Source organism: Bradyrhizobium sp. KB893862 SZCCT0404 (assembly GCF_018130885.1).
Taxonomy (GTDB): Bacteria; Pseudomonadota; Alphaproteobacteria; order Rhizobiales; family Xanthobacteraceae; genus Bradyrhizobium; species Bradyrhizobium stylosanthis.
The window spans coordinates 192,042-218,253 of the sequence record NZ_JAFCLT010000002.1 but is presented as its reverse complement, the minus strand read 5'-3'; the positions used below and the strand labels follow the sequence as shown (position 1 = coordinate 218,253).

Genomic DNA, 26,212 nt, shown 5'->3' with positions numbered 1-26,212 from the left:
GGGCTCTCTCCGCGAGTCCAATCCTCGCCGTCTCCCCGGATGCTCCCCCTCGCCCCAACCTTCTCCCGCACGCGGGCGAGGGAGAATTGATCGCACTCTGTCCCTAACTGAGCATGTCCCAAACCGATCTTGAAATCGTCGTCGACGATCCGACCGCGCCTGAAGACGACTCCCCCGCCGTGGTCTCCTCCGGCTCGGTCGAGATCATCGTCTGCCTCCTGCTGCTCGCGCTCGCCGTCACCCTCGGCTACGACAATTGGCGCACCGGCGCGTCCTGGGATGCGACCGGGCCCGAGCCCGGCTATTTTCCATTCTATCTCTCGATCATCCTCGGCGGGGCCAGTCTCTACGGCCTGATCGTGGCGCTGCTGGCGCGGCGCGCGGCATCCGGGACGTTCGTCACGCGCGCGCAGGCCCGCCGCGTGATGGCGGTGTTCGTGCCGACCCTGCTGTTCTGCCTGGTGACGCAGTTCCTCGGCCTCTATGTCGCGAGTTTTATGCTGATCGCCGGCTTCATGCGCCTCGTCGGCAAGATCGCGCTGTGGAAGTCGCTGCTCACCGCGCTCGTGTTCACGGCGATCATGTTCGTCACCTTCGACATCGCCTTCGACGTCATCATGCCGAAGGGGCCGCTCGAAGCGGCCTTCGGTCACTAGGGCAGGCGAACGATGGAAGCTCTCGGTCTCCTGCTTCATGGCTTTGCCGTCCTGCTCACGTGGAAGACGCTCGTCCTGATGATGGTCGGGCTGGTGCTCGGCATCTTCGTCGGTGTGCTGCCTGGCCTGGGCGGCCCCAACGGCGTCGCCATCCTGCTGCCGCTGACCTTCACGATGGATCCGACCTCGGCCATCGTGATGCTGTCCTGCATCTACTGGGGCGCGCTGTTCGGCGGCGCGATCACCTCGATCCTGTTCAACATCCCCGGCGAAGCCTGGTCGGTCGCGACCACGTTCGACGGCTATCCGATGGCGCAGCAGGGCCGGGCGGCGGAGGCGCTGACCGCGGCGTTCACGTCGTCCTTCATCGGTTCGCTGGTTGCGGTGCTGCTGATCACCTTCCTCGCGCCGATGATCTCGTCCTTCGCGCTGAAGTTCGGCCCGCCGGAGTTCTTCGCGGTCTATCTGCTGACCTTCTGCTCCTTTGTCGGCCTCGGGCGCGACGCCAAGCACAAGACGGTCATCTCGATGTCGCTCGGCCTGCTGCTCGCCGGCGTTGGCATGGATACCGTGTCGGGCAATCTGCGCATGACCTTCGGCTCGGCCGAGCTGCTCCGCGGCATCAACTTCCTGGTCGCGGTCATCGGCCTGTTCGGGATCAGCGAGATCCTGCTGACGATGGAGGAGCGTCTGGCGCTGCGCGGACATGCGGCGAGCATCTCGCTGCGTGTCGTGCTCGGCGTCTGGAAGGACCTGCCGAAATACTGGGTGACGCTGCTGCGTTCCTCCTTCATCGGCTGCTGGCTCGGCATCACCCCGGGCGGCGCGATCGCGGCGTCCTTCATGGGCTACAACCTCGCCAAGCGCTTCTCCAAGGACTCCGAGAGCTTCGGCAAGGGCCGCATCGAGGGCGTGTTCGCGCCGGAGACGGCGGCGCATGCCTCCGGCACCTCGGCGCTGCTGCCGATGCTGGCGCTCGGCATTCCCGGCTCGGGCACCGCGGCGATCCTGCTCGGCGGCCTCATGGTATGGGGGCTCAATCCGGGCCCGCTGCTGTTCGTCGAGCACAAGGACTTCGTCTGGGGCCTGATCGCCTCGATGTATCTCGGCAATGTCGTCGGCCTCGTGCTGGTGCTGACGACGGTGCCGATCTTCGCCTCGATCCTGCGCGTGCCGTTCGCGGCGGTGGCGCCGATGATCGTGGTGTCCTGCGCGATCGGCGCCTATGCCATCCAGAACGCGATGTTCGACATCTGGCTGATGCTCGGCTTCGGCATCGTCGGCTACGTGTTCAAGAAGATCGGCATTCCGCTGGCGCCGTTCACCCTGGCCCTCGTGCTCGGCAACCGTGCCGAGGATGCCTTCCGCCTCTCGATGATCGGCGCCGGTGGAAAGCTTGGGGTGTTCTGGTCGAACGGCCTCGTCGGCTCGATCACGACTCTGGCGATCGTTCTGCTGTTCTGGCCTGTCATCGACGGGTTGCTGGGCCGCGTCGGACTGACGCAGCGGACCAGGGCGACATCGCCTTAGCGCCGTAGAACAACGTTGTTCCGGATCAATGGCTTAGGGGAGGCGGTGGCGTTCTGATACCGGCGCGGCCGTAGGCTCGATTGTTCCGGGATGTTGCTGGTGCGGCACAGCCCCTTGGCAGGGAACCGGCTATGTTCTGCTCATAAATTTGAAGAGGATTTGCCATGAAGCGGATTGTGATTGGAATGGCGGCGGCGATGTCGCTGTTCGCGACGGGCGCACTGGCTGCTGATCTCGCGGCGAAGCCGTACGTCAAGGCCCCGCCGATGGTTGCCGCAGTTTATAATTGGACGGGCTTCTATGTCGGCGGCAACATCGGCTACAGCTGGGGCCGCTCCCGTGACGACTCCACTTTGACGACGCCTGCGGGCGTGGCGCTGTTTGCAAGCAGCGATCGCACCAACATGGACGGCGTCATCGGCGGTGGCCAGATTGGCTACAACTGGCAGATGCAGAATTGGGTTTGGGGCCTCGAGGCCGACATCCAGGGCAGCGATCAGAAGGGCAGCCGCGCCTTCACCTGTCCGACCGGCGTTTGTACGCCTCCTTTCGGCGTGCTCTTCGTGGCCCCCGGTCCGGCCGTGCCTGTCACGCTTGACCAGAAGCTGAGCTGGTTCGGGACGGTGCGCGGGCGCGTCGGCATCCTCGTGACCCCGACTTGGCTGTTCTACGGCACGGGCGGTTTGGCCTATGGAGAGGTGAAGACCACGGAGACCATCGGCGCGGCTGCGGCTGTGCTCTCGAGCTCCGACGTGCGCGTGGGCTACACGGTCGGCGCCGGCGTCGAAGGCGTGATCGGCGGCAACTGGACCGCCAAACTCGAATATCTCTGGATGGATCTTGGCCGCACCCGCGGGTCGTTCACCACCGCTATCGGAGCGCTCGGCGGCGGCGTGCTGACGAGCAACTACAGCTCCCGGATCACCGACAACATCCTTCGGGTCGGCGTGAACTACAAGTTTGGTGGCCCGGTGGTCGCCAGGTACTGAGATCGACAAAGGCGTCAACAAGAAGCAAAGCCCGGTCTCGCGCCGGGCTTTGTCGTTTCTGTCCGGATGCGCCCCCCCGTTATCGCGCTCAGCGGCGCGCCGCTGGTCGTCGGCTATCGTTCGCACATCACCGACAACATTCTGCGCTTCGGCGTGAACTACCGCTTCAGCGGCACCAGAGCGCCTGACTGACGCGCGATGCAAAAGGCCCGGCGTGAACGCCGCGCTTTTCCTTGGCGACGCCGGGCGAGGCGCTCACACCACCTTGGCGTCCCTGAGCTGGCCGATCTCGTCCGCACCGAAGCCGAACTCCTTCAGCACCTCGTCGGTCTGCTCGCCGAATTCCGGCGGCCGCGCCACCATCCTGCTCGGCGTGCGCGACAGCGTCACGGGCTGGCCGACCAATTGGATATGCCGGCCCTCGTCGTTCGGCACGTCCTGGGCGATGCCGAGATGCCTGACCTGGGCGTCCTCGAACATCTGGTCGATGGCGTAGATCGGCCCGCACGGCACGCCGGCCTCGTTGAGCTCGCGCACCCAGGTCTCGGTCGACTTCGTCACCGTGCGCTTCTCGATCTCCGCATTGAGCGCATCGCGATTTTTGGAGCGTGAAGGCGCCGTCGCATAATCCGGATGGCTGTAGAGTTCTGGCGCGCCGATCGCCTGGGCGCAGCGCTCCCAGATCCGACCGCCGGTCGTGGCGATGTTGATGTAGCCGTCCGAGGTCTTGAACACGCCGGTCGGGATGCTGGTCGGGTGGTTGTTGCCGGCCTGCTTGGCGACCTCCTTCTCCATCAGCCAGCGCGCGGCCTGGAAGTCGAGCATGAAGATCTGGGCCTGCAGCAGCGAGGTCTGCACCCACTGGCCCTTGCCCGAGACCTCGCGCTCGAGCAGTGCGGTGAGGATGCCTATGGCACAGAACAGGCCGGCGGTGAGGTCGGCGACGGGAATGCCGACCCGCATCGGTCCTTCGCCCGGCGCGCCCGTGATCGACATCAGTCCGCCCATGCCCTGGGCGATCTGATCGAAGCCCGGCCGCTTGTGATAGGGCCCGTCTTGGCCGAAGCCGGAGATGCTGCCATAGACGATGCGCGGGTTGATCGCGGCAAGGCTCTCATAGTCGATGCCGAGCTTCTTTTTCACGTCGGGACGGAAATTCTCGACCACGACGTCGGCCTTGGCGGCGAGGCGCTTGAACACGGCGAGCCCGCGCTCGTCCTTCAGGTTCAGCGTCATGGCCCGCTTGTTGCGATGCAGATTCTGGAAGTCCGAGCCCCGCCGCGGCCCGCCCGGCTGCTCGCCGCCCGCATCCTCCGTCAGCGCGTCGATCTTGATCACGTTGGCACCCCAGTCCGCGAGCTGACGCACGCAGGTGGGCCCGGACCGGACGCGGGTCAGATCAAGCACGGTGAAGCGCGACAGGGCTTCCGAGGCATGCGGAAAAGGCATCTTGAGCGGCTCCGGGACAGATTGCGGAGCCACCATAAGGCCGAAACGTCAGGGGGCAAGACGGCCTCGACGCGGATGCCGCCTGTCCAAATGCAGGCCTGATCGAGGCTGGCCCGACGCTGCCCGCCCCGCTTGCGCGGGCGATCAGCGCGGCAGGCTCTTCAGCTCGGCCCGCGCCTGCTCGGCCAGCGGATCATCGCCGTGGCGCGCAATGAAGAGCTCGAACGCTTCCCGCGTTCCCGCCCGGCGGGCGGCTTCGAATTCTTCCGCCACCGCGGCGGAAGGATCGCGGGCCATGGGCATGGAGGGCGCGCGTCCCGACTGGGCGGCTGGCTTGCCGCTGTCATCCGCATTGGCTTTCGAGGCCATGACAGGCTGTTCTCCGATGAGCAGATGGTCCAGCCCGGCGAGCATCGCCAGCGCTGCGATCAGATCGGCCGAAAGTGGACCCGGTTTCATGGTTTCCTCTACGGAACAGGCGCGGCGCGGAGCCGGAGCGCCCGCCGCCGATCCGTATCACTACGGAATTTGATGGCTAATGCGAGGTTACCGCAGCGCCGCCGGCCCGGCGCCCAATTTAAACCAAACGTAGCTCTCTCTAACTAGAATCAAGCGCCAGCGTCGCGAATCAATTCGTCATCCGTTGCTCCGGAGAGTTCCTTGGCTACCGCTGTTTCCGTCAGTGCCACCAACAATGCCGAGATCGACGGCCTGCTGTCGGGCTACAAATGGGCCGGCACGATCAGCTACAGCTTTCCGGACTCGCCGAGCGACTATTCCAATCCCTATTCCGGCGGCAGCAGCGAACCGACCGCGTCGGGTTTCGCCTCGGCGCCGACCCAGATGCAGGCGGCGATCAACTACGCGATCGGCCTGATCCTCGGCTACACCAACGCCACGATCCAGTACAACGGGACTGGAAGCGCCGACATCATGATCGCGCAGTCCCCATCGGCCAATCCGACCTCCTACGCCTACTACCCCGGCAATTATGCATCGGGGGGCGATGTATGGTTCGGCACCCAGTACAATTACTCGCTGGCCAAGCTCGGCAATTACTATTTCACGACCGCGCTGCACGAACTCGGCCACGCCCTCGGCCTCAAGCACAGCCAGGAGGCCGGCGGCCCCGCCAACGTCGCGGTGCCTGCCGCGCATGACGACAGCGAATACACCGTCATGAGCTATCGTAGCTATGTCGGTGGATCGACGACCAGCGGCTACACCAATGAATCGTATGGATATTCGCAGACCTATATGGCCAACGACATCCTCGCGCTGCAGACGATGTACGGCGCGAACTATGCGAGCCAGAGCGGCAACACGGTCTACAGCTGGAATGCGACGACGGGCCAGGAGTTCATCAACGGCGTCGGGCAGCTCGCGCCGGGCGGCGGCGCAGGCGGTTCGGCCAACCGCATCTACGAAACGGTCTGGGACGGCGGCGGCGTCGATACCTACGATCTGTCGAACTACACGACCAATCTGAGCATCAACCTCAATCCCGGCGCCCCGTCGGTGTTCTCCGCGACGCAGCTGGCCAATCTCGGCAACGGCCACTACGCGTCCGGCAACGTCTACAACGCCTATCTCTACAATGGCGATGCGCGGTCCTACATCGACAACGCCATCGGCGGCAGCGGCAACGACACCATCCTCGGCAACGCCATCGCCAACACGCTGAACGGCGGCTCTGGCAACGACACGATCACCGGCGGCGGCGGCAACGACAGCATCATCGGCGGGGCGGGCACCGACACGGCGGTGTATTCGGGCAACCAAGCCAATTACGCGATCTTGTACAATGTGAACACGCAGGCCTTCACTATTGTTGATCAACGTTCTAGTTCGCCCGACGGCACAGATGCGGTTACAGGAGTGGAATATCTCCAATTCGCGGACGGTACGATCGCAAGCTCCACGTTTGTGTCGCCGATTGTGATCGAGGCGCTCGGGACGACGAGGTTGGTGCAGGTCGGAAACAGCTATTCGTTGAACCCTGTTTCTGGTGGAACGGGACCGCAGCTAAAATATAGCGGCGAGTCGGTCGTGGTCGATATGTGGGCCGGCTGGGCCCCGATCGGGGCGGAGCAAACGGGTGGTGGGTACGATGTAGCCTGGAAGAATGCGAGCACGGGCCAATACAACGTCTGGAGCACCGACTCGAATGGTAACTACGTCACAAATCTATTGAGTTTTGCCTCAGCTGCGAGCTCCGCGCTGGAATCGTATGAACCACTCCTCCACCAGGACCTGAATGGCGACGGCGTAATGGGTGCGCCGACGATAGCGATCGAGACGGCCGGCACAACGAGCTTGGTCCAGGCTGGAAACAACTATTTCCTGAATCCCGTTGCGGGTGGGACCGGGCCCGAGCTCATGTTTTCCGGCGCGCCGGTCACGGTCGGCATGTGGACGGGCTGGGCGCCGATCGGGGCAGAGCAGACCGGTAGTGGCTATGATGTAGCCTGGAAGAACGCGAGCACGGGCCAGTACAACATCTGGAGCACCGACTCGAATGGCCATTACGTCACAAACTTCCTCAGTTTCGCTTCCGGGGCGAGCACGGCACTTCAATCGTATGAACCCACGTTTCATCAGGATCTCAATGGCGATGGTGTAATTGGTGTACAATCGATAGCGATTGAGAGGGCCGGTACAACGAGCTTGGTCCAGGCTGGAAACAACTATTTTCTGAATCCCTTTGCAGGCGGGACCGGGCCTGGGCTCATGTTTTTTGGCGCGCCGGTCACTGTCGGCATGTGGGCCGGCTGGGCCCCGGTCGGAGCAGAGCAAACCGGCAGTGGCTACAATGTGGCTTGGAAGAATGCGAGCACCGGCCAGTACAACATCTGGAGCACCGACTCGAATGGCCATTACGTCACAAACCTCCTCAGTTTCGCTTCCGGGACGAGCATGGCGCTGCAGTCGTATGAGACCACGTTCCATCAGGACCTCAATGGCGATGGTGTGATTGGAGTTTCGTCGATAGCGATCGAGTCGGCCGGCTCAACGAGCTTGGTCCAGGTTGGAGACAACTATCTTTTGAATCCCGTTGCGGGCGGAACGGGGCCCGAACTCATGTTTTTTGGCGCGCCGATCACTGTCGGCATGTGGACGGGCTGGGCGCCGATCGGAGCAGAGCAAACCGGCAGTGGCTATGATGTGGCCTGGCAGAATGTGAGCACGGGCCAGTACAACATCTGGAGCACGGACTCGAATGGCAACTACGTTACAAATCTCCTCAGTTTCGTTTCCGGGACCAGCGCAGCACTACAATCGTTTGAGACCACATTCCATCAGGATTTGACTAGCGATGGAGTTGTTGGCATGCGAGCAATCAGCGACTCCGGTGCCGGTTCAACAACTGCATTGAACGCCAGCGATTCTTTTGTGTTCAGTTCCGCCTTCGCTGAATTCAACAACCTTGAGCACGTCTCTAGTCGAGGCGAGCTTCTGAACATAGGCAGCGAGGCCGCAGGCGCTCCTTCGTTCGGCCCGTTCAAGCCGGTGCTAGACGCCATGACACACGTCGACGGTAACCTCGCAGGTCTCCTCGATCATCTGGCAAAATTCGCTGGCCACGACCTGCTCCCGTGACCTATCGGGGAGCGAGCTTCTCGCGAAGTGCGGCCCGTCGCCGCGCGGCAATCCGCTGTGCTCGGTACTGCTGTCGGCGCTGGGCTTGACCGGTCCGCCCTTGGAATCGTCGCAACGGTGGCAAGCTGGCCATGCCGGCCACGGCCAATAACCTCTTCATGCCGCGCCACGCCGAAGATAACGATTCGGACGGGCTCTGAGCGCTGCGTCAGCCGGCGTGGCGGCGAGGAATTTGGACACCATTGCCTAAGCCGTTCAACCGCCTTAAGACGCAGGCTTAACGGCTACTTTCGTTGGAAGGATGCGGCTTGACCGATACGCAGACTGACGCGCCCGGCAAGGCCGATGGCCCTGCCGGTATCGGCGGTGCCGGGCGCGCCCGCCGGCTCATTTACGGCTGGTCGGCAAACTTGGTGCAGATGGTGCTGGGGCTGACCCAGCAGCTGCTGTTGATCCCGGCCTTTCTGCATGTCTGGAGCGGCGAGGTGCTTGCGGCGTGGCTCGCTGTCTACGCGGCCGGCAGCCTTGTCGTCGTGGCAGACTCGGGATTGCAGCTTCGTGCGATCAACCGGTTTATCGCTTTTCGCTCCTCTGAGGACTGCGACGGCCGGACCGCGCGCTTCTATTACACCATGCAGCGGATCTACCTTGCGATCGTTGGAGGCCTCGCTGCGCTCTTGTGCACCAGCATCTATCTCGCACCACCCTCGGCAGTACTCGGCTTTCGTGCGACGCCGACGATCGATGCCGCGATGCTGGTCATGACCCTCGGCATGCTCCTTAGCTTGCCTGCAAATCTCGCCTCAGGCCTTTATCGTGTGCGCGGTCAATATGGCCGCATCATCTGGCTTCAAAACGCCGGACTGCTGCTCGGCCAGATCGTACAGCTCTTCGCGCTATTCATGTTCGGAAGCCTGCTCGCGGTGGCGATCGCCTTCGTCTCGATGCAGGTGCTGTACACGATCTTCGTCGTCGCGTTCGATGCGCCGCGCCTGTTTCCGTTCCTGCGCCGTGGCGGCAAACCATCGTTCATCGCGCCATCGTGGCGCTGGAGCATCGGACAGCTCGGCCGCGCGCTGCCCTTCGCCGTTACCAACATTGCCGAGCTCGCGCTGGTTAACGTGCCGGTCTTGCTGGTCTCGGCGCTCGTCACCGACCGCGTCGCAGTCGCTCAATGGGGGCTGACGCGTTTGATCGCGAGCCTTGTGCGCGGGGTCTGTCTCCAGGTCGCCCTGCCGTTCGGCGCGGAGCTCGGCCACGACCACGCTGTCGGCGAGAAAGAGCGGCTGCGCCGCCACTATGCATACGGATCAGTATTCGCGACCGGACTCACCTCTCTGGTCGTTGCCGGCATGCTGCCGTTCTGGCCCGACTTCTTCACTCTGTGGACCCATGGCAGCATTCCCTATGATGGTCCGCTTGCGGTGACGTTGTTGCTCGGCTCGGCCGCGGTCGCGCCCTCGATGCTGGCGTTGGTCTTCGCCAGTCACAGCAATCGCGGCGAACTGCTGATCCGGACAAAGGGACTTCAGCTCGTCGTCTTCCTGGCTCTGTCCTTAGTGCTGATCCCCCGGTTCGGACCGATGGGCGCTGCGGTTGCGGTGGTTGCGAGCGACATCCTGATCCAGTTCGGCCTTCTCGGATTGGTGATCATGCGCCAGACCTTGCGGCAACCGCTGGGGCATATGGCGTTCTTGCTTGTGACGGCTACGGCGGTTGTGGTGTCGGGTTGGCTGATCGGGAGGGCGATCGGAGTTCTCGTGCCGGGCAGTGGCCTTATGCACTTCATCGTGGAATGCACGGTCTGGCTGATCGTGGTTGGCTCGCTCGCAAGCCCGCTACTGCATTCGCCGCTGCGCGCGCGGCTAAGCGCGCTGGTCCCGGCCTAAAGAGTGATGGCATTAGGTTTGATACTTTTGAGGAGTTGGCGCATTCTTCGGAAGTGAAGGCATCGAGTGTTTGGCCAATTGCCGCGCAGACCGCGTTGACGGTTCGCGAGGCAGCTTTGCGAAGCAGGTGCCTCAGCTTGGCAAAGATCTGCTCGATCGGGTTCAGGTCGGGCTAGTATTTTGGCAGGAAGAATAATGGGCGCCGACAGAACGGATGAGCCGGCGAACTGCTTGCCCTGTGGCTGCCGAGGTTATCCAGGACCACGATATCGCTGGGTCGAAGGATGACTTGACCGATCAGAATCGGTCGGCCAAACCTTGATCTGGCGCGCCGGGCACGTGTCGACGTGAAATAGGTCCTGGTTGAGGACGAGATCCGGTTTGAAGTCCTCATTCTGCGCAAGCAGCACCTGTTCCGGCTCCGCATCGAGGCGCAGGCTGAGGCCGACCTTGCGCGCCAGCGACCGCAGCACCGGCTTGAACTGCGCGACCGCGCGTTGCAGCCACCCGGGAATGGCATCGCGCGCGGCGGGTGCGCCTGCGGTGCCGGTTCGTAAGAGCTAGGCCGTGCTCGTTTGCCAGGCCGCGCGTATCTAGGGATCGTTGACGTGGATGTCAGAGGCGACGTGGTCGAGCTTTGCGAAATTGAGTGAGTAGATATCGGCAACGCCGGCAGGCTGGCGTTCCGCGCCGCTGTCTGCACCACGTAGGGCTCGTTCTCAAGGCCGGATGATGCCGGGACAGCCAGGAGAGGAATCGCGAATAATCCGCGTTGAGGATCAGGATGCGCGGCGCCACGGCTCCGGTTCGAACAGGTCGCGGGGCATCACGTACCAGAGCAGGAACTGGAGGATGAGGCCGTGGGTGAGCAGAGCGACCGAGAGCGGAACGTTTAGCAGGACATGCGGCAACACTCCTGATGACATCAGCACAAAACGGGGCGGCAGGCCCGCCGCGGCGCGATTGCCGAGCGCCAGCACCAGACCCGATGCGAAGGCGATTAAGGGCGCGAGATAGATCCCGACGGAAGCAACGCCTTCAGTCGCAAACAGCGACGCGTTCAGATTGCCGAAACCGTAGGTGTTCTGCATCACCACGGCCAGCGGCTCCTGATAGTAACAATTCATCAGCGGCTTGAGGAGGGAGATCTGGCAGAACCAGGTTGGCGGGTGGCTTGCAAAGAAATGGTTGTATATGTCGAGCGCGCTCGATGCTGTTGCCATCATCCGGATATTGATGATGTCGAACATGCGAATGCGAGCAGCGTCCGCGGGCGCATAAATGGCCGTGTCGTAGAGATAGGGAACGCTAATCGATATCAGGATGACGCCGGCGAGCATCGGAAGAAAGAGCGTCAGGAGCGTCGATGTCCTGGCTGCGAAGACACCCGAAAGGATGGCTAGCGCAATGATCCAAATCGGCGTGAAGAACGCAAATTTGGTCAGAGTGACAGGGTACAATAGCAGAAGCAGGACCAGGACCAGCATCGCCCGCCAACGGCATCCGAGCAGCCAGTAACAGGCGAAGGCAAAGGGCAGCAGCGTGCTGGAAATCCAGCCGACGAGATATCGCAGCGCTGCAGGAAACTCGATTGTATCCCGGTAGTCGTAGATGTGCGAGATCGCGACAAAGCGGAAATTGTAACTCGACGCGATAGCGATGGTCGCCCCCGACAGCACCAGGATCAGCGTAAGAAGATGCTCGAAATGAACCTTCGACAGCACGACCGTGGGTCGGAGCGGCGCTCCGATGAACAGCGTGGGCAGCAAAATGAGCACGAGCGACAGCGCGGCCGAGATCCCCGCGTGGAGTCGCAGGTACCCGTACTGCGAAAAGACGTCGATCCACAGGAAGCCCAGGATCATCGTGTAGAAATAGAAGCCGATGAAATAGCCGAAGCTGAAGCGAGCGACCGCGAATAGGAGCGAGACGGCGGAGAAGGCGGCCGCGACGACCACTGCGACCCAGACGGTATCGCCGCTGAAATGGATATAGGACTGGAAGCTCGCAACCTTGATCAGTGACAGGCAGGTGACGGCAGAATGCAGCAACGCGAGGATCGCCAGCGCTGGCTTCGAATCCAGCCGCAATCGCAGATCCCTGATGATGGCGGAAGGTACGCACATTTGGGATGATCTCACTGGAGACGGGGCGCAGGCTCAGGCGATCTCGAGCGAGTGCTTGAAGTAGGCGATGGTCTCCTTCAAGCCGTCCTCGAGCGCGACCTTCGGCTCCCAGTTCAGCGCGGCCTTGGCCTTGGTGAGGTCGGGCTGACGCTGGCGCGGGTCGTCCTGCGGCAGCGGCTTGAACTCCAGCTTGGAGCGCGAGCCCGTGAGCGCGATGACCTTTTCGGCGAGCTCGCGGATGGTGAACTCGGAATTGTTGCCGATGTTGATCGGGCCGGTGATGTCCTCGTTCGTCATCATCAACCGCAGGATGGCCTCGACGAGATCGTCGACATAGCAGAACGAGCGGGTCTGGCCGCCGTCGCCGAACACGGTGATCGGCTCGCCTTTCAGCGCCTGAACGATGAAGGACGACACCACGCGGCCGTCATTGGGCTGCATGCGCGGGCCGTAGGTGTTGAAGATGCGGGCAACCTTGATCGGCAGGCCATGCTGCCGCCAATAGTCGAAGAACAGCGTCTCGGCGCAGCGCTTGCCCTCGTCGTAGCAGGAGCGGATGCCGATCGGATTGACGTTGCCCCAATAATCCTCGGTCTGGGGATGGATCAGCGGATCGCCATAGACCTCGCTGGTGGAGGCCTGGAAGATTCGCGCCTTCAGCCGCTTGGCAAGGCCGAGCATGTTGATGGCGCCGTGCACCGAGGTCTTGGTAGTCTGCACGGGGTCGCGCTGGTAGTGGATCGGCGAGGCCGGGCAGGCCAAGTTGAAGATCGCGTCGACCTCGATGTAGAGCGGGAAGGTGACGTCGTGCCTGACCGCCTCGAACAGTGGATTTGCGATCAGATGGGCGATGTTGCGCCGGCTGCCGGTGAAATAATTGTCCGCGGAGACCACCTCGGCGCCGGCGTCGAGCAGCCGCTCGCAGATGTGCGATCCGATGAAACCGGCGCCTCCGGTCACGAGGATGCGGCTGTTCTTGTAGCTTTCAAACGGCATGATCGGTTCCAGATTGTCCGCGGCAGGAGCGGGGCTGAGTGGTATCGGCAACCGCCGGACTCGCCAATAGCCAAGTAGGTTTGAATTAAGGTATCTAAATACCCCTACTGTGCATGGGGTTGTTTTCGCGCTTTTTTCAGCCGGGCACCCGGCAATGCGTCTAGAATTCCCGCCGCTTCAGCCAGGCCCGTGCGCCCCAATGGCCGAAGCACCAGGCCGATCGGGGCAGCGAGAGGTGCTCGACATTGCGGTAGATCTGCCAGACCCATTTGGCCGAGCGCATCGGGCGGCTGGAGACCGAGGAGCCCCTGACGCGGTACCGCGCGAGGTCCTCGTTGAGGCCATGCGCGATGTGGCCGCACTTGAGGATCGAGAGCCACAGGCAGAAATCGTCATAGCCTTCGTTCTGCATCGCGACGGGGCCTGATATCTCGCGGTCGACCATTGCGGTCAGCGTCGCGATCGCGGTGTTCTTCAGGAGCTGCCCATGGCTGAGCGAGGCCGGCACCTCGATCAGCCGTCCGGTGACCGTGTTGGTCTCGTTGATGCGGCGGAAGGCGGTGTAGCTGAGCGCCGCCTTGTTCTCCTTTGCGAAGGCGAGCTGCCGCTCGAGCTTTGCGGGCAGCCACAGATCGTCACTGTCGAGAAATGCGAGGTAGCGGCCCTGTGCGCGGTCGATCGCGGCCTGGCGCGCCACCGCAGGCCCGCCGTTCTTCGCCTGGCGGATCAGCTTGACGCGCGGATCGCGCTCGCCGATCGCAGCAATGATCTCGGGCGTCGTGTCCGTCGAGCAGTCGTCGGCGATCAGGAGCTCCCAATCGGCAAAGGTCTGGCTCTGCACCGAGCGGATGGTCTCCTCGATCAGGCCTTCGACGTTCCAGGATGGGGTGATGATTGAGACGAGCGGCATGACGGCTCCGTTCAATTCGTATCAGCCGGCGCGCCGATCGCGGTGCGCAAGGAGGCCGCAAACGTATCGAGCAGCTTGGCATCGCCGATGTAGAGTTCGCCCGGAAGCGATTTGCGCCAGGCCGCTTCGAAATATGGCGCGCCGCTGGCCGGATCTAACGCCCCGGCGGTGAGCGCCTCGCGCAGCCGCGCGGGCACGTCGGCGAGACGGTCGACCGCGTAGACCAGCGGGCAGGAGCGGTAGAACGCATCGCCCATCACCACCACCGGCTTGCCGAGCAGCAACGCCTCGGCGCCCGATTTGCTGTTGACGGAGATGACCGCATCGGCGCGGTTGAGCACGGTGTAATTGTTGGTCTGCGGCGGCAGCAGCACGACATTGTCGAACCGGCGCGCCAGCTCGAACAGGCGGTCGGCCGAGATCGCGCCGATCTGCGCGGGATGCTCCTTCACGACCAGCACATGCGAGTCCGGGATCGTCCGCGCCAGGAAGTCGACGGTCGCGACCTGGTCGAGATAGTCGGGCGAGCGCAGCGTCAGCGCCATGTCGGCCGGAACGTGGAACGGATAGTAGACGAAGGGCGCCTCGGGGATCGGCTTGTAGAGCCTGCGCAGCCGCGTCGCATTGAGCGCCATTGCCGCATGCACACGGGCATGGCGCAGATTGTGCCCGAACTCCTGGTGCTTGCCGAGCGCGAACTGGTCCCATAGTTTTTCGGCGAGGCGGCGGGCGTTGCGCAGGTTCACGACCTTCTTGAAGGCTGCGGAATAGTGATGCTGGTCTTTCTTGGGAATGACGATTGCCTGCTGCGTCAGCGTGTCGTCGAGATAGGCCCGTACCTCAGGCGACACGGCGTCGGCCGGCGTCGGCATCACGTCGGGCGCGCCGAGCGCGTCGGGTGTGAAGTACATGCGGCCGCGAAAGAACGACGGCTCGATGAACCAGTTGCGGATGTTGCGGCGCTTCGCCGCGTAAAAGCTTGCGAGGACGGAGAGAAAGCCGCCGAGTTCCTGCACCACCTCGACGCGCTTGCCCTGCTGCTCCAGCCGGTCGAGCACCGCCTCCATCGCGTTGGCGTAGATCATGAAGCGCCGGCGCAGCGCCGCGGTGTCGCGGATGCCGAAGGTGAAGCGCTCGTGGCTGAACAGGAAATTGGTCCCGTCGAGGCCGTAGGCGGCGACGCGCGCGTCGAAGGCGCCGCGGTCGTCGGGCGAGGGGCCGGTCTTGAGGCCCGCGCGGTACATGTTCGTGACCGGCACGCCTTCGGCCGCCGACATCTCGGCGCTGCGGTCGTCGAAGGCGAGCAGCTCGACATCGTCGCCCGCCGCGCGCAGCCGTTGCGCGACCGGAATCCAGAACCGGGTCTGGTATTCGGCGAGCGTGGTGATGAGGATCATCTTGGTGGATAACATGTGCAGGGCGGGCTTGTCCGGTTGTGGCTTCCGCATATAGAAGCCTGCCCGATAGCTCAAGGGCGGATTGGCGCCGGTTCCGCTGCCCGAATTGTGCTAGTACTGGGCCGTGTCCGGTCGGCTATGGCGGGTGCCAGGTTGGGTCAAGCAAGATAGAGGAATGCTGGCTTCAATTCATGAATAAGCAGGTCGTCTTTCGCGTCGATGCTTCCGTCGAGATGGGGCTTGGTCACCTGACGCGGTGCCTCACACTGGCTAACGCGCTTGCCAAAGGCGGGATGCGCTCAAGCTTTCTCATGCGCAGCCATGCAGCTGGCCTTGCGCATCTCGTCGAGAACCAGGGACACGCGGTGCGGCTCCTGCCCGATCCGCGCCAGGCGTCCCCTGAGACCGGTGATGACGCTCTCCCGCACGCGAACTGGCTGCCGACGACACGGCAACAAGACGCGGAGCAGACTTGCTGCGTTCTGGCGGACATCAGCCCGGCGGGATGGCTCATCGTTGATCACTACGCACTCGATGCCCGGTGGGAGCGCGCCTGCCGGCGCGAAGGCTTGCGAATCTTCGCCATCGACGATCTCGCCGACCGCGCCCACGACGTCGATCTGCTGCTCGACCAAAATCTGGTCAGAAAGATGGAGATCCGCTACCGCAACCGAGTTCCCGCGGCCTGCGTCCAATTGCTCGGGCCGAGCTATGCGTTGCTGCGGCCGGATTTTGCCCAAGAGCGCGAGCTCCTCGCGCCGCGCGACGGCACGATCGGACGCATCCTGATCTGCTTTGGTGGTTCCGATCCGACCAACGAGACCGCAAAGGCGCTTGCCGCAATCGGCAGGCTAGCGCGTCCCTTGCTGGTGGTCGATGTGGTTATCGGGGCGAGCAACCCGCACGTGGCTTCAATCGAAGCCCTCTGCCGCACGATGCCGAATGTCGAGGTGCATCGTGGAGCGAACAATGTTGGCCAGCTGATGCGGCGGGCTGACCTTGCGATCGGCGCGGGCGGCGTGATGAACTGGGAGCGCTGCTGCCTCGGCGTGCCAGCCGTGGTGCTCCACATTGCAGCAAACCAAATTGAAACGCTGACCTCATTGGCCGATGTCGGCGCGGTCCTCTACCTCGGATCGGCCGCGTCCGTGAGCGTCGAAACGCTTGCGCATGCTCTTCGCTCGCTATTAGTCGATTCGACACGCACCCTCGCTCTCGGCAAGGCCGCGTTTGCGCTCGTTGACGGTGAGGGGAGTGGTCGGGTCTGTGCCGCGCTGGGTTCCCGATCCTAACTAGGCAGATCGGCTAATCCAACTACGGAATCGCGAATTCTCTAGATATTACAATAGGAAGCTGCGTCGGCGCGAAAGCTCACCACGTTTGACTAACATTGGGGCTGCGCCTACGAGGGGCACGAAGAAGCGGGCTCGACGTTGCGACAAGAGATGGCTAAACAAAAGCGAGCCGGCCGGGTTGCTGCTCGATGCCTTAGCATCACAATCCGTGAACTAGGAGCGGTCGATGACGGACAATGTCTCAATTGCAGGGCGCTCGATTGGTCGATCGCACAAGCCGTTCATCATTGCGGAAATGTCGGGCAATCACAATCAATCGCTCGATCGGGCATTGGTCATCGTCGAGGCCGCAGCGAAAGCCGGCGCGCACGGGCTGAAGGTGCAGACCTACACCGCCGACACCATGACGCTCGATCTCGACCACGGTGAATTCTTCATCGACGATCCGGACAGCCTGTGGAAGGGCAACTCGCTGCACAAGCTCTACCAGCAGGCCTACACGCCCTGGGAATGGCATAAGCCGATCTTCGAGCGCGCCCGCGCCCTTGGAATGATCCCGTTCTCGACGCCATTCGATTTTACCGCGGTGGACTTTCTCGAAGGCCTCGGTGTGCCCTGCTACAAGATCGCCTCGTTCGAGAACACTGATCTGCCGCTCATCCGCAAGGTCGCGTCGACCGGCAAGCCGATGATCATATCAACCGGCATGGCGACGGTGGCCGAGATCGACGAGGCGGTGCGGGCCGCGCGGGAAGGTGGCTGCAAGGATTTGGTTCTCCTAAAATGCACCAGCACTTATCCGGCGGCTCCTTCCGACACGAATCTTCTGACCATTCCGCATTTGCGTGGTATGTTTGGTTGCGAGGTCGGATTGTCCGACCACACCTTCGGCATCGGAGCCAGCGTGGCCAGCGTGGCACTCGGCGCCAGCGTGATCGAGAAGCATTTTACGCTCGCGCGCGCGGACGGAGGGGTGGACTCGACCTTCTCCATGGAGCCCGATGAGATGGCTTCGCTGGTGATCGAGACTGAGCGCGCTTGGATGGCGCTCGGCGAGGTCCATTACGGGCTGACCGAGAAGGAAAAGGAGTCTCGGACCTTCCGTCGCTCGCTCTACGTCGCCGAAGACCTCGCGGAGGGCGATATCCTGACGGAGCAGAACCTGCGGATCATCCGTCCCGGCCTTGGACTGCCGCCGAAATATTTCTCTACCTTGATCGGCAAGCGCGTCGGCCGGGCTGTACGCAAGGGCACGCCGATGAGCTGGGACCTGCTGACGACCATCGACGATCCAGTTGCGGAGCTGCGACAGGCGGTGTCGAGGAACGCCCGTGCCTGACCAGCCGCATGTCTGCCTGATCGTCGACAATCCGCTTCGCGACCTTGAGGGTTTGGTTCTGCTCGGGCGGGAGCTTGCGACGCGGGGCGTAAAGGTCACCCTGGTTCCCATGTACGAGCAGGGTTTCGATGTTCCGGCGCTGCAGCCGGATCTGGTGCTGGTGAATTACACGCGTCCGAACAATGCCGACCTGATCAAGGGTTACAAGCGGTCAGGCGTGTTGGTCGGCGTCCTGGATACCGAGGGCATCGGCGGCAACAATGCCGACGAGTTTGCCAAGCTGGTCAAAAATGCGGGCTCTCCCGATCTGCTCGACCTATATTGTGTTTGGGGGCAGGCGCAACGTGCAGCTTTCCTCAAGCATGGGACGGTACCTGCCCATATCCTGCATGCGACCGGGTGCCCGCGATATGATTTTTGCGCGGGACCGTGGCGTGCGGCACTGTCCAAGCCGCCGGTCGGTGCAGGCTATGTCCTCCTGAACACGAATTTCCCGAGCGTCAATCCGCGCTTTTCGAACGGCCCGGATGATGAGGTGGAGACCATCGTCAACGCGGGCTACTCCAGGGACTACGCAAGGCAGGTCATCGTTGAGGCCAGGCATGCCTATCAATCAACGCTAGAGACGTCGATGAAGCTGGCCAAGCATTTTCCCGACGTGCATTTCGTGCTCCGTCCGCATCCGTTCGAGAACATCAAGTCGTACGACGCCTTGGCCGCCTATCCAAATTTCGAGGTGCGGCAGGAGGGTACGTCGATCGAATGGATCAATCGGGCGCGACTGCTGATCCACCAGAATTGCTCGACGGCCATTGAAGCGACAATGCTCAATGTTGAGCCGCTGAGCATGGAATGGTTCAATACGCCTGCCTTGCGTGTTCAGGCCGCCGCACAGGTCAGCCGTCCGGTCGCCTCGGAATCCGACCTGATCGCGCTGGTAAGGGAAGGGTTGGAGCGGCCGCTGCCCGCGGTGGCCGACGAAACCGCGCAGTTCCGCCGTGAGGTCATCAGCAATCTTTTTACAGCGGTCGACGGCGCAAGCTCGATCCGCGTTGCCGATGCCATACTCGAGACGATCGCGAAGGCCCGCGGCAAAGCGCATCCCGGCACCTTGCCGCAGCCTTCAATCCGCGGCCGCGCAGTTGCCATGGCGCGTGCCGTGCTTGGATTCAAGGCCGCTTCGGCGCTCCGTCGCCGATTTGGCTCGGCTGAGATCGAGCGTCGTCGCCTGGGCAAGACGCTGGCATTGGACATGGTCGCCGCCGTACTGGGCAGGATAGACTCTGCTTCCGTGGATGGCCGGCGATTTTCCGTCCGCAGGGTCGTCGGTGATACGCGCCGGACGGCCAGGGTCGTCAGCGGCGCGAGCTTGCAACTTGCGGAAGCGAGCTAATCGCACAAGCAGGATGGCGCAGCTCGGGGGAGCGGAGATCTTTCAATGGGAACGATGTCGAGATCGCGGATGCTCAACCTCGGCGGAGTCTGCATTGCGTCGTCTATCACCTCATGTCGCCTGATCTCTCACGAGTAGCCAATGCAGAAATATAGATGCGTTCCTTCCCGGTATGGTCACTCTGCCGATCCGATGCCGACCATCGAAGAGATCGAGAAGCACTATCGGGAATCCTACTATCAAGACCCGACTGGGCAGTACAAGAAGACCTATGAGCTCGCCGAACTGGACTATTTTGACGACCGGGCGAACGTCGCGCTCGACTTCGCCGCCGCCCACGGAGTTGCCGGAGGAAATCTGTTAGACCTCGGCTGCGGTGAGGGCTTCGTCCTGAAATCGGCGCGTCGTCGCGGCTTCAATGTCTTCGGCGTGGACCATTCCCTGGTGGGTATCGAACGTCAAAATCAGGATCTGATCGACAGTCATCCTGGCCATTTCGTTGCCGGCGATATCGGATCCCGTCGTCATTTCGAAGGCGTCGCGTTCGATCTGGTCTACTGCAAGAACGTCATCGAGCACGTCATCGACCCCGACGCGATCATGACGCGCATCGCGTCCTACCTCTCTCCCGGCGGAATGGCGATCATCGAAGTGCCGAACGATTTCTCGGAGCTTCATTCGACCATATTCGGCGATGCAAGCAAGGAAGAGCTTCCGATCTTCGTACCGCCGGTGCATCTGCACTATTTTACGACCAAGACGCTTCCCGAGCTTGGCAGGCGGAACGGCTATTCCGTCATCGATTGCTTTGGCGACTACCCCATCGATCATCTTTTGATGGAAGAGGCGTTCAACTACTACAAGGACAGAAAGCTCGGTCCCTCGGCGCATTCATTGCGACGGAAGTTCTTTCGTTATGCAGGCGGGATAGACGTTGACGCCAGACTCGCATTGTTCAGATCGATATTCATGGCGGGACTGGGAAGGGATATTTGTATCGTGGTGCGTCGATGAACGCTCGCCGCAGGTCCGGGGTCTCACGCGCCTGGCTTGCCGCAGAAGGCTTTGTCGATCTTCGGCGACCGGGCCACCGGTCGGCAGAATGGGATAGTTTCAACCGGTTTAGCCGGGCGGTCGAAGCGTCTTCCTTGCTCGGATGTGCTGATTTTGCTAAGGCATTCGCACGCACCGGTGGTGCAGTCGCCCGGGCCGGAGCCCGCGTCGTCGATGCAGAGGATATCCGATAATGGGTTTGGTGTCGCGGGTCATTTGGCATGTCAACCGCTCGCCGTTGCGGCACGCGGTGAAGACCGGCTATAGCGTCTGGCATCTCAATGAAAAGCGCGAGCGGCAACGTCAGTTGCAGCTTCTGAACGTCTCCGCGGCGGAACGCGCCAAGGCCGACGATCTCAATCGCGACGGCTACGCGATCGTCACCGATTTGATGGATGCATCGGTTCAGAATGAGTTTGCTGAAGCCGGGCGGGTCAGGCTTGACAACATCAAAGGCGCGGAAGACAAGCAGACGTCGACTTGGAAGAAGTTCTGGGTCCGTCTGTTGGATGCCGAGATGCAGGACGGTCGCTTGAGCGCCGACAACGTCTTCGTCCGCTATGCGCTGCAACCTTCGGTCATTAACATCATTGCCTCGGCATTGGGCGAGATTCCGTGGCTCGATTACGTGCTGCTATCCTATTCCCGTCACACGGGCGAAGAGCTCCAGTCGTCCCAGCTGTGGCATCGCGACCATGACGACGTCCGGGTGATCAAGCTGTTCAGCTATTTGACGGATGTCGAAACGGACGGCGACGGACCGTTCACGTTCTTGCCGCGTCAGTCGACCGACAAGTTCGGCTATCCGTTGTTGGGCAGCCATTTCCCGGACGAGCGGGTTTTCCAGAAGGTGCCTCGCGGGGACACCAAGGTCATGAAGGCCCCTCGGCTGACGTCCTTCATGGTTGATACGGCGAAATGCCTCCACATGGGCAGCCGTATGGGGCCGGGGCATGGGCGCTTGCTTTATACCGCCACTTTTTTCGCGTTCCCGATCATGTATCCTTTCGCCAGGCCGCGACCATTTTCCGCCACACCGAATACATCGCCCCTGGAAAAGCTGGTGATGGGCCTCTGAGGGCCGCGCTGGCCCCGCACTGCGCCTGGGGATCGCTAGCCGGCCCCGACTGCCGCAATGTCAGCCGATGATGACTTCATCGGCGCAGCGATACATCCGTATACCGGGAGAGGGCGCACGATAGGCGCCGATGGCAAGCTCGCGTGAGTCCAGCAACGACCAGATAAAGTCGTGGAAGCCCAACCTGTGACGAAAGCCGACGGTGCTCGAAAAGCGCGGATTGATCTCGAATACCTTCGGACCATTGGCCGTTAGTCGCAATTGCACGTTGATCGAACCGTTGAGGTCAAGCGCGTCCGCGATTCCGTGCAGAAGGGGGCTGAACGGTGCGCTGTCGACCACCACGGCTGCGCCGGTTAGTCCGCCCTGCAATCGCCGGCGGAGAACGATGGTGCGGGTCTCGCCGGTGCGGCTGCGGTACAGGCCGCAAGTGTATTCCTGATCCTCGGGCAACAACAACTCTTGCCACAAGTCGCCGGGCCGTGTCCGCGTGGCGATTTCGACTTCCTCGTCGGTGTTGATCAGCCGCAGATCTTTGCCGCCCTGGCCACGCCGGCGCTTGAGGATGCATGGCAAGGCCAATGGCTGCGCCTCCCCGACGATACAGGTCCAGGGCACCCCGAGCTTGTGCGCAGCAAGTCGGTTGAACGTCGCATACTTGTCGAGCCCCGTTTCAACGGCAAGCCGGTTTGCCGTCAGGACCGGTACTCCGGCGAAAGCCCCCAAATGCCCGCCAGCAAGCAGTACGGTAATCTCCGCTTCCGACATGGGTACGATCACGTCGACACGGTAAGTTTTGACGATTCGGTCGAGCGTTTCGAGATACGCAACATCGTTTGCTCGCGGTACCAGTTCGCACACATCAAAGAAGGCGGGACCCGCATGGTCGGCATGGATGTCGCAGCCGATCAGTCGATGTACTGCGCCCGCATCTCGCGCAATGCGGGCCAGCGCGAGCGCGATATCGCCGGCGCATCCCGTTATCAGCGTGGTCTCATAGATCAATTTTATGGTCTCAGCTTATCCGGACGGCCGTGGGATTGCCTCGTTCGAGGACGTCTGCGAGGTAGGGTAGATGCGGGTCGCGCCGCCGTGCTTCTTCGATGAGCGGACGCGTGTCATAGGGCGTACGCTCCATGACCAAGGTGCGCGTGGAAGTATCGATGCGGCTCCAGCACGCAAATCCTCCGCGGTCACGCGCCTGACCAACCGAGCCGGGATTGAGGAGCAGAGGGGGCCCTCCGTCCACAAGCATGGGATAGTGAGTGTGCCCCATCAGCACGAGATCGGCCCCGGCCACCTCGCAAGCTTCCAGCGCGGCGGCATTCGCATCGGGATAGACATACTCATCGGGGTTGCGGGGCGAGCCATGGCACAGTTCCAGTGCAAGGCCGCCCAGATGAACGCTGGATCGGTCGGGCAGGCCGATGAGCCAATCGACATCTTGTGACTCAAGCGTCGTCCCTGCTAGGTCGAGCGCGCTGCCATACCGTTCGCGGTAGGCTCGCAACGCTGCGTCATCCTTGAGGGCTTCGGCAAGCATCCGCTCGTGGTTACCTCGGATCGCAACCAGAGGCCACGCCCTCAATTGTTCGAGTACGCTGCGTGCGGCATAATAGTAGCCGATGAGGTCGCCGAGCACGACCAGATGCTCGACGCCACTCTTGCGCGCCTCGACGAGAGTCGTCCGCAGGGCCTCCGAATTGCCGTGGATATCCGCGAGCACGGCGATCCTCATAGCAGGCCGGCCCCCACAAGGATCTCGCGGGCAACATCGCGAGGCCGTCGAAGCTTGGCTTCGGTCTCGAAACTCGCAAACATTTGCCGGACCGGCAAAGCTTGATCGTCGGCACCGCGCAGCGTGCTCTGCATGTCGGTGTCGAGCACGCCGGGATCAATGTGTTCGATGGCGACGTCGGGTCGCTCTGTGGCCAGGCAATCAAAGATCATCAATGCCGCCGCTTTGCTGGCGCAGTATGCGCCGAGTCCGGGCAAAGGGCGACGCGCCGCCCCTGTGCTGATGTTGAGAATGCGCAATCTTGACCGCCGCGCGTCCGCCGCCGCGAGAAGTTTCCTTGCCAGGATCGCTGGAGCCAGAGCATTGACAGCGAATGCTGCGGCAAGCGAAGCGGAATCAATGACGTCGAGCGTGCCGATCGGCTCGATCACACCAGCATTGCTGATCACCACGATCTCGTCGGCGGATTGCGGCAAAGCGCGGGCAAGATCTATCTGGTCGAGGCTTTGCGAAACCGAAAGATCGGCAGCCACGAAAATGCAGGTATTCATGCCTGCGGCTGCCTCGTGCCTTGGATCGAGACCTCGGCCTAACGCGATCGGTTTTGCGTCGGCCGCAATCAGGAGATCGACCAGCTCAAAGCCGAGCCCGCGTGAGGCTCCGGTGACGATGATTGCGCGCTGTTGCTCCATAAGGCTCCCTTTCGCACATTCCTCGGCACCCTGTCGACACGGGTGTGCTTTGCAATGGTCGTTGTGGTGCTTCATGGTGAGGTGAATGCCGGAGCGAGCCGCCTGTTGCTCGGAACATTGTGCGTCAGGCCGCCAAGCCCGGGGGCATCATCCGGTTGCTTTTGCGACAAGATCATCCTCGGGCGGAACATTGGCTCCCCCCTCCTGTTGCAGGAGGATTTATAGGTGTTATAATACCGTGACGAGGACGGGCGCGTTGGCAGTTTGCAAAAGGCGACAGCGGTAGTGGAATCTTGAGAAGCTTGGCGATCAGCTGCCACTTGCCGCATCCCGCGATGGTGAATGACTTTGGGCTGTGCTAGCTGCCCGTTGTCGATAACATGCTGCCAAGGCGAACTGATCCGTGCTCCGGAACTTCCTCCACAATACCGCCATTTCCGCGGTCGCCTACGGTATTGCCGGCGTATTGGGTCTGTTTGCCGTCGGCCTGATCGCCAGGTCCTATGGATTGGCAGTGTTGGGCCTGATCGTCTTGGTCCGCATCTTCCTACCGACCGGTATCCTCTCGCTGATTGATTTCGGCGTGTCCGAGCTCACAACCCAAGCCATAGCGCGCGGCAGGGTGCGCGATTGGGCGGTCGCAAGCGAGAAAGTGTCGTTGCTGACCGTCATCGCGATTGTGACAGGTCTGATCGCGGGGGGCGTGCTTTGGATGACGTCGGCGCCACTCGCCGTGGTCTTCAGGGTCGCGCCCGAGCAAACTCAAGCATTCGTGTCCATCCTCAAGACGACGGCCGCGCTACTTCCGATCACCTTCTTGGGCCTCGCTGCGGAAGGGGCGCTCAAGGGTTTCGAAAAATATGGCTGGCTGCGATTGACGGAGGTCGGCAGCAACGCACTCTATATCGTCGCCGTTTACCTTGCGGTCTGGCGTGGCGTCGCCTTCGAATGGCTGGCCTATTCCTATCTCGCGACCGTCGTCGCCAAATATCTGGTGCTGGGGCTCGCCACCTTCGTGGCGGTGCGCCAAACTCAGTTGCGCTTGATTGTCTGGAGCGAGGATAGCCGCCGCGATATCTTCCATCGCTGCTGGCTGATGTTTAGCAACCGAATTGCCGGAGCGCTCCAGCAGACGGTCGTACCTCTGGCGATCGGCGCGTTGTACAGCCCGATGGAGGTCGGAGCCTACGACTTGATCACGCGCCTGCCGCGATTTCTGAAGACCATGATGGCACCGCTGTATTCGGCGATTCTACCGCTCTCCACCCATATCGAGGAGGCGGCCGATACGCGGCGATTGCAGATCCTTGGACGGAATGGTCTTGTTCTGCCGGCCGCAGTCGTCATCCCAGTGCTCGTCGTCATCGCTCTGTTTTCGAAGGAGATCGTAACGGTATGGGTCGGATCCCAGCATGCCGACCAGTGGCCTTGGCTCGCCCTGTCGTTGTTCGTTCCGGCAATCACGGTGATGCTGGGCGCCGGGCAGTCTGCGCTGATGGTGCGGTCCGATTTCCTGCGTCTCAACACCAAGTATCTCTACCTGCAGGTCTTCACCCAGTACCTGGTCACGGCACTCACACTCGCCTGGTTTCGCGAGGACGCCTTCATCCTCGGTTGGGTCGTGTCCTACGTGATGTTCGCCCCACTCGTCGCCCACCGCATGCTGTCGTTCATGGGGTTACCTGGCTCGCTGTTCTGGCAGCAAGTCGGGCGGCAGGCGATGGTCGCATCGATCCTCGCAGCGGTGGCTGCGGTCTACAAGCTCTATGCGGCGCCTGGCGGCCTCGTGGCGCTCATGATCGCCGGATCCATCGGATGCATCGCCGCATGGATGTTGAGTGTCACGGTGATTCTCTCCAACAGCGACCGTGCGATGGTCGGCAGGTTTGCTCGAGCGATGATCCAGCGGCAATAGGCCGACGAATCTGCGGGCAGCCGCGGCACAAGGGGGCGTGGCACCGATGCCGACGGAACACCAGACACGTCTTTTCAAAGAGCCCGATTTGTTGGATAACGAGAAGCATCAGCATCTCGCGTGCGACGCTTGGTTCTTACATCGAGATTTCCGAAGGCAGCCAACAC

At 62.1% G+C, this 26,212-nt stretch carries 22 protein-coding genes and 1 pseudogene; 12 read left to right on the top strand and 11 right to left on the bottom strand.

All coding sequences use genetic code 11. The features are described from left to right. Nucleotides 1–113: 113 nt before the first annotated feature. The 4 genes from JQ617_RS09825 to JQ617_RS40220 all read left to right on the top strand — a co-directional run bounded on the left by JQ617_RS09825 (nucleotide 114) and on the right by JQ617_RS40220 (nucleotide 3,367). A complete protein-coding gene (locus JQ617_RS09825; protein ID WP_212026153.1) occupies nucleotides 114–656 on the top strand; it encodes a tripartite tricarboxylate transporter TctB family protein in 543 nt (180 codons plus the stop codon). 12 nt (nucleotides 657–668) lie between these two features. Next, entirely contained in the window at nucleotides 669–2,186 is a 1,518-nt protein-coding gene (locus JQ617_RS09820) for a tripartite tricarboxylate transporter permease (protein ID WP_212026152.1), read from the top strand. A 164-nt stretch (nucleotides 2,187–2,350) separates the two neighbouring features. Beyond that, entirely contained in the window at nucleotides 2,351–3,175 is an 825-nt protein-coding gene (locus tag JQ617_RS09815; protein WP_212026151.1) for an outer membrane protein, read from the top strand. A 66-nt stretch (nucleotides 3,176–3,241) separates the two neighbouring features. After that, a complete protein-coding gene (locus JQ617_RS40220; RefSeq protein ID WP_283842055.1) occupies nucleotides 3,242–3,367 on the top strand; it encodes a hypothetical protein in 126 nt (41 codons plus the stop codon). A 63-nt stretch (nucleotides 3,368–3,430) separates the two neighbouring features. Here JQ617_RS40220 and JQ617_RS09810 read toward each other — a convergent pair whose 3' ends face one another. Together JQ617_RS09810 and JQ617_RS09805 are read right to left on the bottom strand one after the other, a co-directional pair. Continuing rightward, nucleotides 3,431–4,624, bottom strand: coding sequence for a CaiB/BaiF CoA transferase family protein (locus JQ617_RS09810; RefSeq protein ID WP_212026150.1), 1,194 nt, complete (start codon nucleotides 4,622–4,624; stop codon nucleotides 3,431–3,433). 144 nt (nucleotides 4,625–4,768) lie between these two features. After that, nucleotides 4,769–5,083, bottom strand: a complete 315-nt coding sequence (locus tag JQ617_RS09805; protein WP_212026149.1) for a hypothetical protein — start codon at nucleotides 5,081–5,083, stop codon at nucleotides 4,769–4,771. A gap of 201 nt (nucleotides 5,084–5,284) precedes the next feature. Here JQ617_RS09805 and JQ617_RS09800 point away from each other — a divergent pair, with 201 nt between their 5' ends. Both JQ617_RS09800 and JQ617_RS09795 read left to right on the top strand, forming a co-directional pair. Continuing rightward, entirely contained in the window at nucleotides 5,285–8,224 is a 2,940-nt protein-coding gene (locus JQ617_RS09800; RefSeq protein ID WP_212026148.1) for a M10 family metallopeptidase C-terminal domain-containing protein, read from the top strand. Nucleotides 8,225–8,532: 308 nt separating this feature from the next. Beyond that, on the top strand, nucleotides 8,533–10,113 hold the full coding sequence (locus tag JQ617_RS09795) for a lipopolysaccharide biosynthesis protein (protein ID WP_212026147.1): 1,581 nt from the start codon (nucleotides 8,533–8,535) through the stop codon (nucleotides 10,111–10,113). Nucleotides 10,114–10,147: 34 nt separating this feature from the next. Here the strand turns inward: JQ617_RS09795 and JQ617_RS40445 are convergent. The 6 genes and pseudogenes from JQ617_RS40445 to JQ617_RS09770 form a co-directional block, all read right to left on the bottom strand. Further along, a pseudogene (locus tag JQ617_RS40445) lies at nucleotides 10,148–10,396 on the bottom strand (transposase); the annotation flags it as partial. Further along, the gene (locus tag JQ617_RS09790; RefSeq protein WP_212026146.1) at nucleotides 10,365–10,586 is read right to left on the bottom strand and encodes a hypothetical protein; all 222 of its coding nucleotides are present in this window, start codon (nucleotides 10,584–10,586) and stop codon (nucleotides 10,365–10,367) included. The pseudogene JQ617_RS40445 and the gene JQ617_RS09790, both read right to left, overlap by 32 nt. Before the next feature lie 306 nt (nucleotides 10,587–10,892). Beyond that, nucleotides 10,893–12,239: a hypothetical protein gene (locus JQ617_RS09785; RefSeq protein ID WP_212026145.1), complete on the bottom strand. Its 1,347-nt coding sequence runs from the start codon at nucleotides 12,237–12,239 to the stop codon at nucleotides 10,893–10,895. A 33-nt stretch (nucleotides 12,240–12,272) separates the two neighbouring features. Next, entirely contained in the window at nucleotides 12,273–13,235 is a 963-nt protein-coding gene (locus tag JQ617_RS09780) for a UDP-glucuronic acid decarboxylase family protein (protein ID WP_212026144.1), read from the bottom strand. 160 nt (nucleotides 13,236–13,395) lie between these two features. After that, nucleotides 13,396–14,145, bottom strand: coding sequence for a glycosyltransferase family 2 protein (locus JQ617_RS09775; RefSeq protein ID WP_212026143.1), 750 nt, complete (start codon nucleotides 14,143–14,145; stop codon nucleotides 13,396–13,398). Nucleotides 14,146–14,156: 11 nt separating this feature from the next. Beyond that, on the bottom strand, nucleotides 14,157–15,593 hold the full coding sequence (locus tag JQ617_RS09770; protein WP_249156918.1) for a capsular polysaccharide export protein, LipB/KpsS family: 1,437 nt from the start codon (nucleotides 15,591–15,593) through the stop codon (nucleotides 14,157–14,159). A 140-nt stretch (nucleotides 15,594–15,733) separates the two neighbouring features. Between JQ617_RS09770 and pseG the strand changes: the two genes are divergently transcribed. The 5 genes from pseG to JQ617_RS09745 all read left to right on the top strand — a co-directional run bounded on the left by pseG (nucleotide 15,734) and on the right by JQ617_RS09745 (nucleotide 21,700). After that, nucleotides 15,734–16,834: a UDP-2,4-diacetamido-2,4,6-trideoxy-beta-L-altropyranose hydrolase gene (pseG, locus tag JQ617_RS09765; RefSeq protein WP_212026142.1), complete on the top strand. Its 1,101-nt coding sequence runs from the start codon at nucleotides 15,734–15,736 to the stop codon at nucleotides 16,832–16,834. Nucleotides 16,835–17,063: 229 nt separating this feature from the next. After that, on the top strand, nucleotides 17,064–18,176 hold the full coding sequence (pseI, locus tag JQ617_RS09760; protein ID WP_212026141.1) for a pseudaminic acid synthase: 1,113 nt from the start codon (nucleotides 17,064–17,066) through the stop codon (nucleotides 18,174–18,176). After that, complete coding sequence (locus JQ617_RS09755) at nucleotides 18,169–19,569, top strand: surface carbohydrate biosynthesis protein (protein ID WP_212026140.1); 1,401 nt, start codon at nucleotides 18,169–18,171, stop codon at nucleotides 19,567–19,569. Before pseI ends, JQ617_RS09755 begins: the two co-directional genes overlap by 8 nt. A 141-nt stretch (nucleotides 19,570–19,710) precedes the next feature. Continuing rightward, entirely contained in the window at nucleotides 19,711–20,583 is an 873-nt protein-coding gene (locus tag JQ617_RS09750; RefSeq protein WP_212026139.1) for a class I SAM-dependent methyltransferase, read from the top strand. 232 nt (nucleotides 20,584–20,815) lie between these two features. Continuing rightward, nucleotides 20,816–21,700 carry a hypothetical protein gene (locus JQ617_RS09745; protein WP_212026138.1) on the top strand — a complete coding sequence of 295 codons (885 nt, stop codon included), beginning with the start codon at nucleotides 20,816–20,818 and terminating at the stop codon, nucleotides 21,698–21,700. Nucleotides 21,701–21,760: 60 nt separating this feature from the next. Here the strand turns inward: JQ617_RS09745 and JQ617_RS09740 are convergent, their stop codons facing one another. From JQ617_RS09740 to JQ617_RS09730, 3 genes are read right to left on the bottom strand one after another with little or no spacing between them, the layout of a single operon-like run. Continuing rightward, nucleotides 21,761–22,705, bottom strand: a complete 945-nt coding sequence (locus tag JQ617_RS09740) for an ATP-grasp domain-containing protein (RefSeq protein ID WP_212026137.1) — start codon at nucleotides 22,703–22,705, stop codon at nucleotides 21,761–21,763. 10 nt (nucleotides 22,706–22,715) lie between these two features. Next, nucleotides 22,716–23,438: a metallophosphoesterase family protein gene (locus tag JQ617_RS09735; protein WP_212026136.1), complete on the bottom strand. Its 723-nt coding sequence runs from the start codon at nucleotides 23,436–23,438 to the stop codon at nucleotides 22,716–22,718. Continuing rightward, nucleotides 23,435–24,130: an SDR family NAD(P)-dependent oxidoreductase gene (locus JQ617_RS09730; protein WP_212026135.1), complete on the bottom strand. Its 696-nt coding sequence runs from the start codon at nucleotides 24,128–24,130 to the stop codon at nucleotides 23,435–23,437. Before JQ617_RS09730 ends, JQ617_RS09735 begins: the two co-directional genes overlap by 4 nt. Before the next feature lie 403 nt (nucleotides 24,131–24,533). Here JQ617_RS09730 and JQ617_RS09725 point away from each other — a divergent pair, with 403 nt between their 5' ends. Continuing rightward, the gene (locus JQ617_RS09725) at nucleotides 24,534–26,045 is read left to right on the top strand and encodes a lipopolysaccharide biosynthesis protein (RefSeq protein WP_212026134.1); all 1,512 of its coding nucleotides are present in this window, start codon (nucleotides 24,534–24,536) and stop codon (nucleotides 26,043–26,045) included. Nucleotides 26,046–26,212 lie beyond the last annotated feature (167 nt).

Bases quoted from the DNA above. Each gene is read 5' to 3' on its own strand.
- JQ617_RS09750 (WP_212026139.1), top strand. From the start codon at position 19,711: ATGCAGAAATATAGATGCGTTCCTTCCCGGTATGGTCACTCTGCCGAT.
- JQ617_RS09735 (WP_212026136.1), bottom strand. From the start codon at position 23,438: ATGAGGATCGCCGTGCTCGCGGATATCCACGGCAATTCGGAGGCCCTG.
- JQ617_RS09785 (WP_212026145.1), bottom strand. From the start codon at position 12,239: ATGTGCGTACCTTCCGCCATCATCAGGGATCTGCGATTGCGGCTGGAT.
- JQ617_RS09730 (WP_212026135.1), bottom strand. From the start codon at position 24,130: ATGGAGCAACAGCGCGCAATCATCGTCACCGGAGCCTCACGCGGGCTC.
- JQ617_RS09810 (WP_212026150.1), bottom strand. From the start codon at position 4,624: ATGCCTTTTCCGCATGCCTCGGAAGCCCTGTCGCGCTTCACCGTGCTT.
- JQ617_RS09805 (WP_212026149.1), bottom strand. From the start codon at position 5,083: ATGAAACCGGGTCCACTTTCGGCCGATCTGATCGCAGCGCTGGCGATG.
- JQ617_RS09820 (WP_212026152.1), top strand. From the start codon at position 669: ATGGAAGCTCTCGGTCTCCTGCTTCATGGCTTTGCCGTCCTGCTCACG.
- JQ617_RS09775 (WP_212026143.1), bottom strand. From the start codon at position 14,145: ATGCCGCTCGTCTCAATCATCACCCCATCCTGGAACGTCGAAGGCCTG.
- JQ617_RS09770 (WP_249156918.1), bottom strand. From the start codon at position 15,593: ATGCGGAAGCCACAACCGGACAAGCCCGCCCTGCACATGTTATCCACC.
- JQ617_RS40220 (WP_283842055.1), top strand. From the start codon at position 3,242: ATGCGCCCCCCCGTTATCGCGCTCAGCGGCGCGCCGCTGGTCGTCGGC.
- JQ617_RS09815 (WP_212026151.1), top strand. From the start codon at position 2,351: ATGAAGCGGATTGTGATTGGAATGGCGGCGGCGATGTCGCTGTTCGCG.
- JQ617_RS09745 (WP_212026138.1), top strand. From the start codon at position 20,816: ATGGGTTTGGTGTCGCGGGTCATTTGGCATGTCAACCGCTCGCCGTTG.
- JQ617_RS09780 (WP_212026144.1), bottom strand. From the start codon at position 13,235: ATGCCGTTTGAAAGCTACAAGAACAGCCGCATCCTCGTGACCGGAGGC.
- pseI (WP_212026141.1), top strand. From the start codon at position 17,064: ATGACGGACAATGTCTCAATTGCAGGGCGCTCGATTGGTCGATCGCAC.
- JQ617_RS09825 (WP_212026153.1), top strand. From the start codon at position 114: ATGTCCCAAACCGATCTTGAAATCGTCGTCGACGATCCGACCGCGCCT.
- pseG (WP_212026142.1), top strand. From the start codon at position 15,734: ATGAATAAGCAGGTCGTCTTTCGCGTCGATGCTTCCGTCGAGATGGGG.